Here is a 12,008-nt window from a genome sequence, read left to right on the forward strand (position 1 = left end):
GGAGGAAGCCCGGCGGGCGCTGGTCGAGGCGACCGACCGCCACGCGGCGCGCGTCAAGCGGCCGGTGGCCGGGCTGACGTTGCGGGACACGCGCTCACGCTGGGGCTCCTGCACGGCACGCGGCCGCCTGAACTTCTCTTGGCGCTTGATCCTGGCGCCGCCCGGCGTGCTGGATTATCTCGCGGCCCACGAGGTGGCGCATCTCGTGCACATGAACCATTCCGATCGGTTCTGGGCTCTGGCCCGCGAACTGGCGCCGCAGATCGACGAAGCGGAGGCGTGGCTGCGGCAGCACGGGGCGAAGCTGCACCATTACGGCGCGCCGGCTGTTCCGCTCAAGCCGGCCGATCCGTGCGCAGGATCGTGAGATAGGCGGGCGGACGCCCTTCGCGGATCGCCTTGGCCTCGTAGCGGGTCGAGGGCCAGTCGGCCCAGGGCAGGCGCCAGTCGTCGGCCTTTGTGGCCACCCACGCGTAATGCGGTGAGCGCAGCACCCGGGCGAGCGTCCAGCCGGCATAGTCGTCGATATCGGTGGCGAACCGCAGGGCGGCGCCGGGCTGCAGCACGCGGGCCAGCCGCAGCAAGGTGTCGTCCGACACGAAGCGCCGCTTGCGCTGCCGCCGTTTCGGCCAGGGGTCGGGATAGAACAGATCCGCCCCGGCGAGGCTCGCCTCGGGCAGGCGGTCGATCACCAGGCCGGCATCGCCCGACCACACCCGCACGTTGGTGAGCGCCCGCGCTTCGGCCTGTTCGAGGAATTTGGCGACGCCGTTGCGGAACGGCTCGCAGCCGATGAAGCCGGCGTGAGGACGCCGCGCCGCATGGTCGGCCAGGTGCTCGCCGCCGCCAAAGCCGATCTCGAGCCGCAGTTCGGCCGCCTCGGGGAACAGTGCGGTGAGTAACAGGGCGCCGTCGGCCGGCAGTTCCAGCCGGGGCAGCGCGTCCTGCATCAAGGCCGTCTGGCCGAGCCGCAGGGGGCGCCCCATGCGGCGCCCGAAGACGCCGCCGTGGCCCGGACGCGGAAGTCCCGCCTCCTGGCTGTCGGATCCGCTCATGGTCAGGCGAAGTGCGACCGCAGCTTCGCCGCGAGATCGGTGGTCTCCCACGAGAAGCCGCCGTCGGCCTCCGGGGCGCGGCCGAAATGGCCGTAGGCCGATGTGCGGGCGTAGATCGGCTTGTTGAGGTGCAGGTGCTCGCGGATGCCGCGCGGCGACAGGTTCATGGCCTCCATCAGCACCGCCTCGAGCTTGCCGGCATCGATGTGGCCGGTGCCGTGCAGGTCGGCATAGATCGACAACGGCTTGGCGACGCCGATCGCATAGGACAACTGCAGCGTGCAGCGATCGGCGAGGCCCGCCTCGACGACGTTCTTCGCGAGATAGCGCGCCGCATAGGCGGCCGAGCGGTCCACCTTGGTGGGATCCTTGCCCGAAAAAGCGCCGCCGCCATGCGGGGCCGCGCCGCCGTAGGTGTCGACGATGATCTTGCGGCCCGTCAGACCGCAATCGCCGTCGGGCCCGCCGATGAAGAACTTGCCGGTCGGGTTGATGTGCCACACGGTCTGTTTGGAGATCCAGCCGTCCGGCAGCGCCTTCGTGACATAGGGCTCGATCAGCGCCCGCATGTCCTCGGAGGTGAGGCTTTCGTCGACGTGCTGGTGCGACACGACGATCTGCGTGGCCGCGACCGGGACGCCATTCTCATAGCGCACCGTCACCTGGCTCTTGGCATCCGGGCCGAGCGCCTTCTCGGCTCCCGAGCGGCGCGCCTCTGACAGAGCCTGCAGGATGCGGTGGGCATAATGCACCGGGGCCGGCATCAGGTCCGGCGTTTCGCGGCAGGCATAACCGAACATGATGCCCTGGTCGCCCGCGCCTTCATCCTTGTTGCCGGCCGAATCGACGCCCTGGGCGATGTCTGCCGATTGGGCGTGCAGCAGCACCTCGACCTTGGCCTTCTGCCAATGGAAGCCGTCCTGCTCGTAGCCGATGTCCTTGATGGCCTCCCGGGCCGTCGCCTCGATGACCGAGAACGGAATCTCCGGGCCGCGCACCTCGCCCGCGATCACGACGCGGTTGGTGGTCGCGAGGGTCTCGCAGGCGACGCGGATCTGATAGGGGTCGAGCCCGGCCTTGGCGCCTTCGCGGAAGAACAGGTCCACCACCTCGTCCGAGATGCGGTCGCACACCTTGTCGGGATGTCCTTCGGACACCGACTCGCTGGTGAAGAGATAGCTGTCGCGCGCCAAAACCCAAGTCCTCCATGGCGCGTCCGGCCCCGGCAAAACGGGATCACGGGCCGCGCAGTGCCGCGGAATGGCGGCGAACTTGCTCAGGCCTTCGCGAAACCGTCAAGCTTTATATCGGAAATTCGTTCGGCATAAAGAACGCTATGGTCCGCTATGGCGGGCCGGTCGCATCTTCAGAAGCGTTCTAGCCTCGGCGCCGGATCGCACTCAGCAAAGCAAACCCGAAAGCCGCGAGGTAGAGCGCCGGCTGGAGCGTCCCCCAGTGCCGGGCAAACAAGGTTGGTGCAATGCGCTGCGGCAAAGTGCCGTCGAGAACCCCCACCGTATCGAGCGGCAGGCTGGCCGTGATGCGGCCATAAGGATCGACGATGGCCGAGACGCCGGTGTTGGCGGCGCGGATCAACGGCAGCCCTTCCTCGACGGCACGCAGGCGCGCCTGAGCCAGGTGCTGATAGGGCCCGGCCGTGGTGCCGAACCAGCCGTCGTTGGTGACGTTCAACATCACCCCGGCCTTGCCGGCCTCAGGCCCTTCGGGCAGCACCGCGCCGGGGAAGATCGCCTCGTAGCAGATCTGCGGCGCCACGGGCGGCAGGCCGGGCACGTCGAGCAGGCGTCGCCGCGTGCCGGCGTCGAAACCGCCCGGCACATGCACGAAGTTCGTCAGGCCGACGGCCCGCAGCAGCGCATCGAACGGCAGGTATTCGCCAAACGGCACCAGATGCACCTTGTCGTAGCTGTCCAGCACCGTGCCGCCGGGGCCGACCACCTGGATGGCGTTGAAGTAATGCGTTCGCCCGGGCTGGCCGGGGTTGATCTCGGCGTCGCGTTCGGCGCGCGCGGCGCCGGTCACGAGGACGGTGCTGTCCGGCATCGCCGCTGCGATCGTGCCAAGCGCGTCCGGGTCGCGCGACAGGATGAACGGGAAGGGCGATTCCGGCCAGATCAGGTGGGTGACGGTCTTCAGGCCGTCGGGGTCCGGTCCCGTGGCGCGGTTCGACAGCGCCAGATAGCCGGCCAGGATCTTGTCCTTGTTGGCATAGGAAAAGGAGCCGTCCTCCGGCGTGTCGGGCTGCATCAGGCGCAGGCGAACGTTCGGCACGTCCCGGGTGGGCCCACGGTCGAGCCGATGCGCCCCGAAACCGAGGAGCACCAGCATCGCCACGGCGGCCAGCACCGTTGGCGCGAGGCGGCGCAGGCGGGAGCCGACAGGGTCGGCCAGCGTCGCAGGAGCGGCGCAGAGCAGGATCGTCAGCAGCGTCAGCCCTTCGAGCCCGAAGGCGCTGGCACCCTGGGCAAGCGTCAGCGTGCCGCCAAACGCCATGCCGTAGGCGTTCCACGGGAATCCGGTGAACAGCCAACTGCGCAGCCACTCGCTCGTGCCGAGCCCCGCGGTCAGCGCGAAGAGCCGGCCCGGACCGGACGACCAGAGCAAGCGCGCCACCCCGAATCCGAAGGCTGGGAACAGCGCCAAACCGGCCGGCACCGCCACCACGCCGAACGGCAGCGCCCAAAGGTAACGGTCGGGCTCGACCAGGAAGGCGGCCCCGAGCCACCACAACCCGGCCAGGAAATAGCCGAAACCCCACCACCACCCGACAACCGCCGCCGCCATGCAGGACCGCCAGCCAAGCACGCGCCCGAGCCCTGTCTCGCGGCGGGCCGCGCCATCGATCAGCCAGACCGCCGCCACCATGGGCACCAGCATCGCCGGCATGACATCGACCGGCGCCAACGCCAGGGCGCCGACGGCGCCCGCCAGGGCGGCCGCGAGCCGACGCGGCCAGCCGGCCGACAACACCACCCATTGCGCGAAATCGAACATCCACCCCAGTCCGGTGATGCGCGAGGCCGCCGCGAATCACCCGGGCCCGGCACAGGTGTGGCGCTTCGCATGCCCTGTCGGATTTGTCGCCGGATGGGTGTCGCGATGCCGGCTGCGGATCACAAACCGCAGCCCGGTCGACCTTATGGGTCCGCCGACGCCCCCTGGACGGGCGTGCCGGTTGCGGCTTCGGCTTGCGGCGCCGGCTTGTGGCGGATGCGCACCCGCTTGACACGACGCGGGTCGGCGTCGAGCACCTCGAAGCTGAGCGGTCCGTCCCCCGACACCACCTCGCCGATCGCCGGCACGCGACCGGCCAGCGACGTCACCAGGCCACCGAGCGTATCGACGTCCTCGGCCTCCTCGTCGGTGGCCACCGGACTGCCGACGACCTCGGCCACGGTGTCGAGGTCGGCGCGCGCTTCGGCCAGGAAGGTGCCGTCGGCCTCGCGGGTCACGGACGGATGTTCGTCCACGTCATGCTCGTCGGCGATGTCGCCGACGATCACCTCGACGATGTCCTCGATGGTCACGAGGCCATCGGTGCCGCCGTATTCGTCGATCACCAGCGCCATGTGGGTGTGGGTCGCCTGCATGCGGACGAGCAATTCGAGTGCCAGCATCGAGTGCGGCACAAACAACACCGGTCGCAGGATGCCGGCATCGGCGAGGCTGCGGCCCATGTCGATCTGCAGCGTCGGCGCATCCTCGCTCGCGGTGATGACGTCCACGAAGTCGCGGATGTGCACCATGCCCTTCGGATCGTCGAGCGTTTCGCCATGCACCGGCAGCCGCGAGTGCGAGGCTTCCCGGAACACGGCCAGCACGGCCCGCAGGCTGGCGTCGTCGCACACCGCGATCATGTCGGCGCGCGGCACCATGATGTCCTCGACCCGGATCTCGTGCAGGTTGAGCACGTTGCGCAGCATCGTGCGCTCCTGCGACGAGAACACCGCGTCGGGGTCGGGCTCGTCGAGCGCCTCTTCGATATCGTCGCGGATGCTGGCCGTGCCGCCGCCGAACAGCGACCGCATGCGGTCGAGCAGGGACGGCGCGTCGCGCTCGGATCGCCCGTCGGACGGGTCGCGCGGGCTCATCGGGCCACGGCCTCCACGAGGTCCGTCTCGGCGTAAGGATCGGCGATGCCGAGTCCCGCGAGGATGCGGGTTTCCAGCGCCTCCATGGCCTCGGCCTCGGCCTCGGCCTCATGGTCGTAGCCGACGAGGTGGAGGAAGCCGTGCACGATCAGGTGGCTCAGGTGGTCGGGCACCGTCTTGTTGTCCTGGTCGGCTTCGCGCCGCACGGTCTCGAGCGCCACCGCGAGGTCGCCCAGCAGGGGCTTGCGATCGAGTCCGAGCGGCGAAAAGGCCGGAAACGACAGGACGTTGGTGGGCTTGTCGAAGCCGCGCCAGTCCCGGTTGAGCGGCTGGATCGCGGCGTCGTCGCACAAGAGGATCGACACTTCAGCCTCGGGCGCCAGGGTGATGCCGCAGCCGGCCGCGGCCGCATCCACGGCGCGCCGGATCAGGCCATCGAGGTCGGGCACCGCGTCCCACGCGTCCTGTTCGACCGCGAGGTCGATGGCGATGCTCATCGGGTGTGCCCCGCAGCCTCGGCCTGCGCCCTGCCGCTCGCCTCATAGGCGGCCACGATGCGGCGCACGAGGTCGTGGCGCACCACGTCGACATCCCGGAAGGTGACGTGCCCGATCCCCTCGACCCCGCCGAGCAGCTTCACGGCCTCGCTGAGGCCCGACTTTTGTCCGGCCGGCAGGTCGGTCTGGGTGGGGTCGCCGGTGATGATCATCCGCGATCCTTCGCCGAGACGGGTCAGAAACATCTTCATCTGCATCGAGGTGGCGTTCTGGGCCTCGTCGAGCAGCACGATGGCATTGGTCAGGGTGCGGCCACGCATGAAGGCGAGCGGCGCGATCTCGATCATGCCGGTCAGCAGGCCGCGCTCGACCATGCGGGCATCCATGAAGTCGTAAAGGGCGTCGTAGATGGGACGGAGGTAAGGGTCGACCTTGTCCTTCATGTCGCCCGGCAGAAAGCCGAGCCGTTCGCCCGCTTCGACGGCCGGTCGCGAGAGGATCAGCCGCTCGACGAGGCCGCGCTCGAGCAGCGACACCGCGTGGCCGACTGCGAGCCAGGTCTTGCCGGTACCGGCCGGACCCTCGGCGAAGACGAGCTCATGCGTCTTCAGCGCCCGCAGATAGCTGTCCTGGGCGGCCGTGCGGGCCTTCACGCCACCGCGCTTGCGGGTGCGCACCTCGTCAAAGGTGGTGCGTTCGGCCTGTTCGAGCGGCTTCGGGAAGAGCGAGCCCTGCATGGCGCCTTCCTCGATGGCGCCATCGACATCGCCGAGCCCCGGGCTGGCCCCTTGCTGGACGCGCGCATACAGCACCTCGAGCACCCGGCGGGCTTGTTCGCACGCTTCGGGCGTGCCCTTCAGGGTGATGTGATTGCCGTTCGCGGTGGCGCGCACGCTGAGGCGCCGCTCAATCTTGGCAAGGTTCTGATCGAACTGCCCGAGCACTAGCTGGGTCAGGCGGTTGTCGTCGAATGTCAGGCTGACGTCGGCCGCTTCCCCGCCATCGCGCGGCGACGCGCCTGGAAGCAATGTCGGCGTCGGCATGTCCCTGATGCTGCGGCGACCCGGCGACGGAACGCGATCAGGTGGTCTCATGCAAGCTCTCGCTCCTCGGGCGCAATGGCACGCCCCTTGGTCTGTCCAAATAGGGAATTGGCTTCGACGGAATCAATGGCGACATCGTGAACCGTGCCGATCCACTGCGCCGGCCCGTCAACATGGACGGGCTGTCCGTAGGGGCTCTTGCCGACCAGCTGGCCTGAACGGCGCCCCGCCTTTTCGAACAACACCGGCACCGTGCGGCCCACCGTGGCGGCGTTGAAGGCGTGTCGCTGTGCTTCCACCAGGGCGCCAAGCCGGGCGAGCCGATCGCGCTTGACGGTCTCCTCGACCTGATCCGGCAGCGCCGCGCCCGGTGTGCCGTGACGCGGCGAATATTGAAAGAAGAAGGTCGACGCGAAGGTGACGTCGGCGACGAGGTCGAGCGTCGCCTGGAAATCGGCCTCGGTCTCGCCCGGGAAGCCGACGATGAAGTCGGACGACAGCGCGATGTCGGGCCGGGCCGCGCGGATGCGCCGCACGAGATCGCGATAATGGTCGGCGCGATGGCGGCGGTTCATCGCCTGCAGGATGCGGTCGGACCCCGATTGCACCGGCAGGTGCAAAAAGGGCATCAGGCTCGGCAGGTCGCGATGGGCCGCGATCAGATCGTCGGCCATGTCGTTGGGATGGCTCGTCGTGTAGCGAACCCGCAGCAGGTCCGGCAGGGTGTCGAGCCGCCGCACCAGCCGGCCGAGCGTCCAGTCGCCGCCGGCAGCATCGACGCCGTGATAGGCGTTGACGTTCTGCCCCAGCAGCGTCACCTCGCGCACCCCGGCGGCCACCAGGGCCTCGATCTCGGCCAGCACCTTTTCGGGCGGCCGCGACACCTCAGAGCCGCGCGTGTAGGGCACCACGCAGAAGGAACAGAACTTGTCGCAGCCTTCCTGGATGGTGACAAAGGCCGACAAGCCGCGCGCCAGGATCTTTCGCGGCGTCGGCAGCGCGATGTGGTCGAGCTTGTCCTCGAGCGGAAACTCGGTGTCGACGGCGCTGCCGCGCCGTGCCTGACGCAGCAGCTCCGGCAGGCGATGGTAGCTTTGCGGGCCGACCACCACGTCGACGGCCTTCTGGCGCCGCACGATCTCGGCCCCCTCGGCCTGGGCGACGCAACCCGCGACCGCAAGGGTCAGCGGCGCCGCGCCGGCCGCAGCCCGGGCTTCCTTGAGGTCGCGCAGGCGGCCGAGCTCGGAAAAGACCTTCTCGGTGGCGCGCTCGCGGATATGGCAGGTGTTCAGGATCACGAGGTCGGCCGCCTCGGGGGCGCCCACCTCGCGGTAGCCTTCGGGCGCCAGCGCATCCGCCATGCGGCCGGCGTCATAGGCGTTCATCTGGCAGCCGTAGGACTTGATGAACACCGTGCGAGGCCGCGAAGGGGGCTCAGGGCTCAACGAAGGCTCGATCCGATCGCTCACGTCGCACGCATTATCCGGGTCGTGTCGATCCATCATCCTTGCAGGGGTTCGGCCAGACTGCCCAGACACCTTAACGGCTTTCGCCGCAAATGAGAACCGCCGCCTGTTGCGGCGCGATTTGCGCCCAGGCCGCGCCGAAGTTCGTTGACGCGCCGGAGCCGGCATGGACATTCTTGGGCGGTTCCAACACCCAGGGATGTTCGTCATCGCGGTTTCGATCCTTCCCGACGATGACGAGGACAGCCTGTCGGCACGAGCGGCCTGGCTGCATTTCGTCGGTGGCCTGACGCAGGGCGAGGTCGCGGGCCGCCTCAACGTGCCGGCCGGCAAGGCGCATCGGCTGATCGCGCGCGCCAACCGGGCCGGCCTCGTGCAGGTGTTCATCGACGGAACCATAGGGTCCTGTGTGGCGCTCGAGGAGCAGCTGCGCGACCGGTTCGGGTTGAGCCATTGCGAGGTGGCGCCGGACCTCAACGAAGGGCCGCTGCCGTTGCGGGCCCTCGGCACGGTCGGGGCCCGGTTCCTGCGGCAGGCCTGCGAGGGTGGCGCCGAGTCGGTGATCGGCCTCGGCCATGGGCGCACCCTCGCGTCCTGTGTCAGCCGGCTGCCGCGCGCCTCATATCCGGAGATCAAATTCGTGTCGCTGTTGGGCGGTTTCACGCGGAAGTTCGCCGCCAACCCGTTCGACGTCATCAACCTGATCGCCGACCGGGCCGGGGTCGAGGCTTACGTGATGCCGGTGCCGTTCTGCCTGAACTCGGCCGAAGACCGAGCTGTGCTGCTGGCGCAGCGCGGCATCGACGAGGTTTATGACCTCGCCCGCCGTGCCAGCCTCAGGATCGTCGGCATCGGCACCGTGCTGGGCCAGGATGCCTCGCTGGCGGCCTCACATATGATCGAGCCGGCGGAGTTGGCCGAAATCCAGCAGGCTGGTGGCTGCGGCGAGGTGCTGGGTCATTTCTTCGATGCGCGGGGACGGCGCATCGAGACCGAGCTGTCGTCGCGGCTGATGTCGCTCGACATCGAGGAATTGCGCACCGGTAAGATGGTGGCGGTGGCGGGAGGCGCCTTGAAGCCTGCCGCCATCCGGGCCGTGCTGGAAAGCCGGCTCCTGCACGGCCTGTTGACCGACGAGCGCACCGCCCGGGCCCTGGTGGACCTGCCCGGGCCCGGTTGAACGCCGGCGGCTCAGGCCGCGGCCAGGGCCCGCGTGACGCTGTCAACGATGCCGAGGTAACCCTCCGCCGCCCAGGCCGAGCGGCCGATGAACAGCCCGTCGATGGTCGGGCGGGTGGCGAGCGCCACGCAGTTGTCCGGGTTGACGCTGCCGCCGTAGAGGATCGGCAGCGGCGCGCCCATCAGCTCGGCCGTCAGCGTCTTCAGGAGGCGATGCTGTTCGTCGACGAACTCGGGCTCGGCCGGGGTGCCGTTCTCGCCGATCGACCAGACCGGCTCATAGGCGATCACCACCGTGTCGCGGGCGCTGCGCTCGACCTTCGACAGCGCCGCCGACACTTGGCGGCGCAGCGCCTCGCTGGTGCGTTTGGCGGTGAATTCCGCGTGGGTGTCGCCGACGCAGACGAGTGCCGTCAGCCCGTGCCGGACGGCCTGCGCTACCTTCAGGGCCACGGTGTCGTCGGTTTCGCCGAAGAACTCGCGCCGCTCGCTGTGGCCGATCTCGACCAGGGTGGCGCCGCAATCCTTGACCATCGGGGCCGAGACTTCGCCCGTCCAGGCGCCACCATCGGCCCAGTGCATGTTCTGGGCCCCGACCGTCACCCGGGTGCCGCGCAACAGGTCGGCCGCCTCCGCGATATAGGGGAAGGGCGGGATGACAAAGAGCTTCGCCGCCGTGCCTTGCACCATCGGCGAAGCCTTCAGGGTGTCGCAGAAGGCGCGGGTGTCGGCCCGCAGCTTGTTCATCTTCCAGCTGGTGCCGATCCAGGGCGTCTTAGTCATGCCTGCGCTGCCTCCATGCGGCCCGTCCTGGCGTGGGCGGACCAGAATTCGACCGATTCCCGCATCGCCGCCACCACGGTCCGGTCGGCCGGCTCACGCTCCCGGAACGCGAGTTCGAGACAGAGCTCGTTATCGGTGCCGCCGCCGGCCCGCACGGCCGCGATCAGCGTTTCGGGCTGGATGCGGCCATCCTTGTTGTAGGCGGCCGTGAAGGGCCAATGGCCGCCCTTGTTCATCGAGCTTTGCTTGATGTGGATGATCGGCGAGCGCGTCGCGAAGTGTTCGGCCCAGGCGAAGGGATCGACATCGGCCGGGTCGGGCGACGACACGTCGCCATGGTCGATGTCGACCATCGGCTTCAACGGGATGGGCAGGTCGTGCGTCTCGATCCAATCCTGCAGCCGATGGGTTTCGGCGATCGTATGGCCGTATTCGCGGCCGACCGACATGGGCTCCCAGAACAGGTAGGCGAGGCCGCGCCGCCCGGCATGCTCGGCCACCGCGCGCCAACAGTCGAGCGCGATGCCGGTCATCTTCGTCCGGCGGTCTGCATCGTCCCAATCCTTGAAGGTCAGGATGGCGTATTGCGTGCCGACCGCCGGGCAGCCGAGATCGGCCGCGATATCGGCCAGGGTCTTGAACCATTCGACGTAATAGCGGCGCACCTCAGGGTCGGGATGGCCGAAATGGTTGAGCCGGCCATAGGGGCCGGTCATCAGCGAGGTCACCTGCACGCCTTCGGCCGCGCAAACCTTCGCCATGCGGGCCGTCAGCCGCGCGATCGTCCCCTTGTCCCAGGACGGGTTGATGAACTCGTGGGTCAGCTGGATGTGGCCGATGCCGACCTCCTGGCCCAGGGTGCGGATCAGGTCTTCGGGCTCGGCGTAGCGATTGACGAAGGGATTCGTGCTGAGCGACAGCGTGAAACTCATGATCCTTCCCGGGCTCGGAACCGTCTCGGCGGCGCTTGCGGGAAGAGAAGCCCGGCTGTAAAATTTTTGCAACTGCCAAAAATTTTGCACGCTGGCATTTCCGCCCTGCATGTTGATCTCTGGCAGGCATCAAAGGAGCGAGCCATGAAGGTTGTGATTGCAGGCGACAGCGCCGGCGCGCCGTTGTGCGAGGTGATCGGCAAGCACCTGGCGAACAAGCCCGGTATCGAGGTGACCGACATGACGGCCCCGAAGGAGGGTGAGCCCGAATTCTATGCCCACACGTCCGAGCGGGCCGCCAGCGCCGTCGTGGAAGGCAAGTTCGACCGGGCCATCCTGTTCTGCGGCACCGGCATCGGGGTCTGCATCGCGGCCAACAAGGTTCCGGGTATCCGGGCCGCTCAGGCGCACGACACTTATTCGGCCGAGCGCGCCGCCAAGAGCAACAATGCGCAGATCATCACGCTCGGCGCCCGTGTGGTCGGGCCGGAGCTTGCGAAATCGATCGTCGACACCTTTCTGGCTTCGGACTTCGACCCCAAGGGTTCGTCGGCCAGCAACGTGAAGGCGCTCGACGGCCTCGATGCCAAATACGGCAGCCGCGACGACAAGACCAGCGGCTGAATCTCGTCCCGAGCCGGTGTGCCGCCAAGCTCCGGCCCGCCGGCCGGTGGGGCATCGGCTGCGAGCCGGGACGCGACGGACGCCTCGTCAGTGGACGAGGCGTTTGCCGAGATGACGGAACGCACGGGCGCCGATGTCGTGCCAGTCCTGTTCCTCGAGCAGTTGAAGCAGCAATCGCGTGTTCGCGTTCAACGCATACAAGCGGTGCAGGATGGCCCCGATCAGACCCGGGCGCAGCTGGTCGATAGGCCGGTTGGCGCGGTTGCCGGTCTCGAGCATCGTACAGTCTCCCCCCGGAGCTGGAGCGCGGGCTGCAT

General features: G+C 68.6%; 13 protein-coding genes. 3 read left to right on the top strand and 10 right to left on the bottom strand.

Features of this window, described 5'->3' with window-relative positions; all coding sequences use genetic code 11:
• The coding region (locus P7D22_RS05760) for a M48 family metallopeptidase (protein ID WP_319933267.1) at window positions 1-367 on the top strand (367 nt) is incomplete at its 5' end.
• On the opposite strand, the gene trmB is transcribed toward P7D22_RS05760, so the two are convergent.
• The 7 genes from trmB to miaB all read right to left on the bottom strand — a co-directional run bounded on the left by trmB (window position 336) and on the right by miaB (window position 8,209).
• A complete protein-coding gene (gene trmB, locus P7D22_RS05765; RefSeq protein ID WP_319933268.1) occupies window positions 336-1,055 on the bottom strand; it encodes a tRNA (guanine(46)-N(7))-methyltransferase TrmB in 720 nt (239 codons plus the stop codon). The two genes, P7D22_RS05760 and trmB, sit on opposite strands and share 32 nt — an antisense overlap.
• 2 nt (window positions 1,056-1,057) lie before the next feature.
• On the bottom strand, window positions 1,058-2,248 hold the full coding sequence (metK, locus tag P7D22_RS05770; RefSeq protein ID WP_319933269.1) for a methionine adenosyltransferase: 1,191 nt from the start codon (window positions 2,246-2,248) through the stop codon (window positions 1,058-1,060).
• 184 nt (window positions 2,249-2,432) lie between these two features.
• The gene (gene lnt / locus P7D22_RS05775) at window positions 2,433-4,070 is read right to left on the bottom strand and encodes an apolipoprotein N-acyltransferase (protein ID WP_319933270.1); all 1,638 of its coding nucleotides are present in this window, start codon (window positions 4,068-4,070) and stop codon (window positions 2,433-2,435) included.
• 143 nt (window positions 4,071-4,213) lie between these two features.
• A complete protein-coding gene (locus P7D22_RS05780) occupies window positions 4,214-5,167 on the bottom strand; it encodes a hemolysin family protein (protein ID WP_319933271.1) in 954 nt (317 codons plus the stop codon).
• A complete protein-coding gene (gene ybeY / locus P7D22_RS05785; protein ID WP_319933272.1) occupies window positions 5,164-5,664 on the bottom strand; it encodes an rRNA maturation RNase YbeY in 501 nt (166 codons plus the stop codon). The genes P7D22_RS05780 and ybeY overlap by 4 nt, the downstream gene beginning before the upstream one ends.
• Window positions 5,661-6,707 carry a PhoH family protein gene (locus P7D22_RS05790; RefSeq protein WP_319933273.1) on the bottom strand — a complete coding sequence of 349 codons (1,047 nt, stop codon included), beginning with the start codon at window positions 6,705-6,707 and terminating at the stop codon, window positions 5,661-5,663. The genes ybeY and P7D22_RS05790 overlap by 4 nt, the downstream gene beginning before the upstream one ends.
• Window positions 6,708-6,754: 47 nt before the next feature.
• Window positions 6,755-8,209: a tRNA (N6-isopentenyl adenosine(37)-C2)-methylthiotransferase MiaB gene (gene miaB / locus P7D22_RS05795; protein WP_442916033.1), complete on the bottom strand. Its 1,455-nt coding sequence runs from the start codon at window positions 8,207-8,209 to the stop codon at window positions 6,755-6,757.
• Between the two features lie 163 nt (window positions 8,210-8,372).
• On the opposite strand from miaB, the gene P7D22_RS05800 reads away from it, so the two are divergent.
• The gene (locus tag P7D22_RS05800; protein ID WP_319933357.1) at window positions 8,373-9,353 is read left to right on the top strand and encodes a sugar-binding transcriptional regulator; all 981 of its coding nucleotides are present in this window, start codon (window positions 8,373-8,375) and stop codon (window positions 9,351-9,353) included.
• Window positions 9,354-9,364: 11 nt separating this feature from the next.
• Here P7D22_RS05800 and P7D22_RS05805 read toward each other — a convergent pair whose 3' ends face one another.
• Together P7D22_RS05805 and P7D22_RS05810 are read right to left on the bottom strand one after the other, a co-directional pair.
• The gene (locus tag P7D22_RS05805) at window positions 9,365-10,135 is read right to left on the bottom strand and encodes a triose-phosphate isomerase (RefSeq protein ID WP_319933274.1); all 771 of its coding nucleotides are present in this window, start codon (window positions 10,133-10,135) and stop codon (window positions 9,365-9,367) included.
• Complete coding sequence (locus P7D22_RS05810; protein WP_319933275.1) at window positions 10,132-11,067, bottom strand: sugar phosphate isomerase/epimerase family protein; 936 nt, start codon at window positions 11,065-11,067, stop codon at window positions 10,132-10,134. Before P7D22_RS05810 ends, P7D22_RS05805 begins: the two co-directional genes overlap by 4 nt.
• 144 nt (window positions 11,068-11,211) lie before the next feature.
• Between P7D22_RS05810 and derI the strand changes: the two genes are divergently transcribed.
• Complete coding sequence (gene derI, locus P7D22_RS05815; RefSeq protein WP_319933276.1) at window positions 11,212-11,691, top strand: D-erythrulose-4-phosphate isomerase; 480 nt, start codon at window positions 11,212-11,214, stop codon at window positions 11,689-11,691.
• Window positions 11,692-11,778: 87 nt separating this feature from the next.
• Here derI and P7D22_RS05820 read toward each other — a convergent pair whose 3' ends face one another.
• Window positions 11,779-11,970 carry a hypothetical protein gene (locus P7D22_RS05820; RefSeq protein ID WP_319933277.1) on the bottom strand — a complete coding sequence of 64 codons (192 nt, stop codon included), beginning with the start codon at window positions 11,968-11,970 and terminating at the stop codon, window positions 11,779-11,781.
• Window positions 11,971-12,008 lie beyond the last annotated feature (38 nt).

The sequence above is a fragment of the Lichenihabitans sp. Uapishka_5 genome (assembly GCF_033947565.1).
In the GTDB taxonomy this organism is placed as follows: domain Bacteria; phylum Pseudomonadota; class Alphaproteobacteria; order Rhizobiales; family Beijerinckiaceae; genus Lichenihabitans.

What these genes read in the sequence shown, in the direction of transcription:
- derI (WP_319933276.1), top strand. Translation starts at nt 11,212, where the DNA reads ATGAAGGTTGTGATTGCAGGCGACAGCGCCGGCGCGCCGTTGTGCGAG.
- trmB (WP_319933268.1), bottom strand. Translation starts at nt 1,055, where the DNA reads ATGAGCGGATCCGACAGCCAGGAGGCGGGACTTCCGCGTCCGGGCCAC.
- miaB (WP_442916033.1), bottom strand. Translation starts at nt 8,209, where the DNA reads ATGGATCGACACGACCCGGATAATGCGTGCGACGTGAGCGATCGGATC.
- P7D22_RS05820 (WP_319933277.1), bottom strand. Translation starts at nt 11,970, where the DNA reads ATGCTCGAGACCGGCAACCGCGCCAACCGGCCTATCGACCAGCTGCGC.
- P7D22_RS05780 (WP_319933271.1), bottom strand. Translation starts at nt 5,167, where the DNA reads ATGAGCCCGCGCGACCCGTCCGACGGGCGATCCGAGCGCGACGCGCCG.
- P7D22_RS05805 (WP_319933274.1), bottom strand. Translation starts at nt 10,135, where the DNA reads ATGACTAAGACGCCCTGGATCGGCACCAGCTGGAAGATGAACAAGCTG.
- lnt (WP_319933270.1), bottom strand. Translation starts at nt 4,070, where the DNA reads ATGTTCGATTTCGCGCAATGGGTGGTGTTGTCGGCCGGCTGGCCGCGT.
- P7D22_RS05790 (WP_319933273.1), bottom strand. Translation starts at nt 6,707, where the DNA reads ATGCCGACGCCGACATTGCTTCCAGGCGCGTCGCCGCGCGATGGCGGG.
- P7D22_RS05800 (WP_319933357.1), top strand. Translation starts at nt 8,373, where the DNA reads ATGTTCGTCATCGCGGTTTCGATCCTTCCCGACGATGACGAGGACAGC.
- P7D22_RS05810 (WP_319933275.1), bottom strand. Translation starts at nt 11,067, where the DNA reads ATGAGTTTCACGCTGTCGCTCAGCACGAATCCCTTCGTCAATCGCTAC.
- ybeY (WP_319933272.1), bottom strand. Translation starts at nt 5,664, where the DNA reads ATGAGCATCGCCATCGACCTCGCGGTCGAACAGGACGCGTGGGACGCG.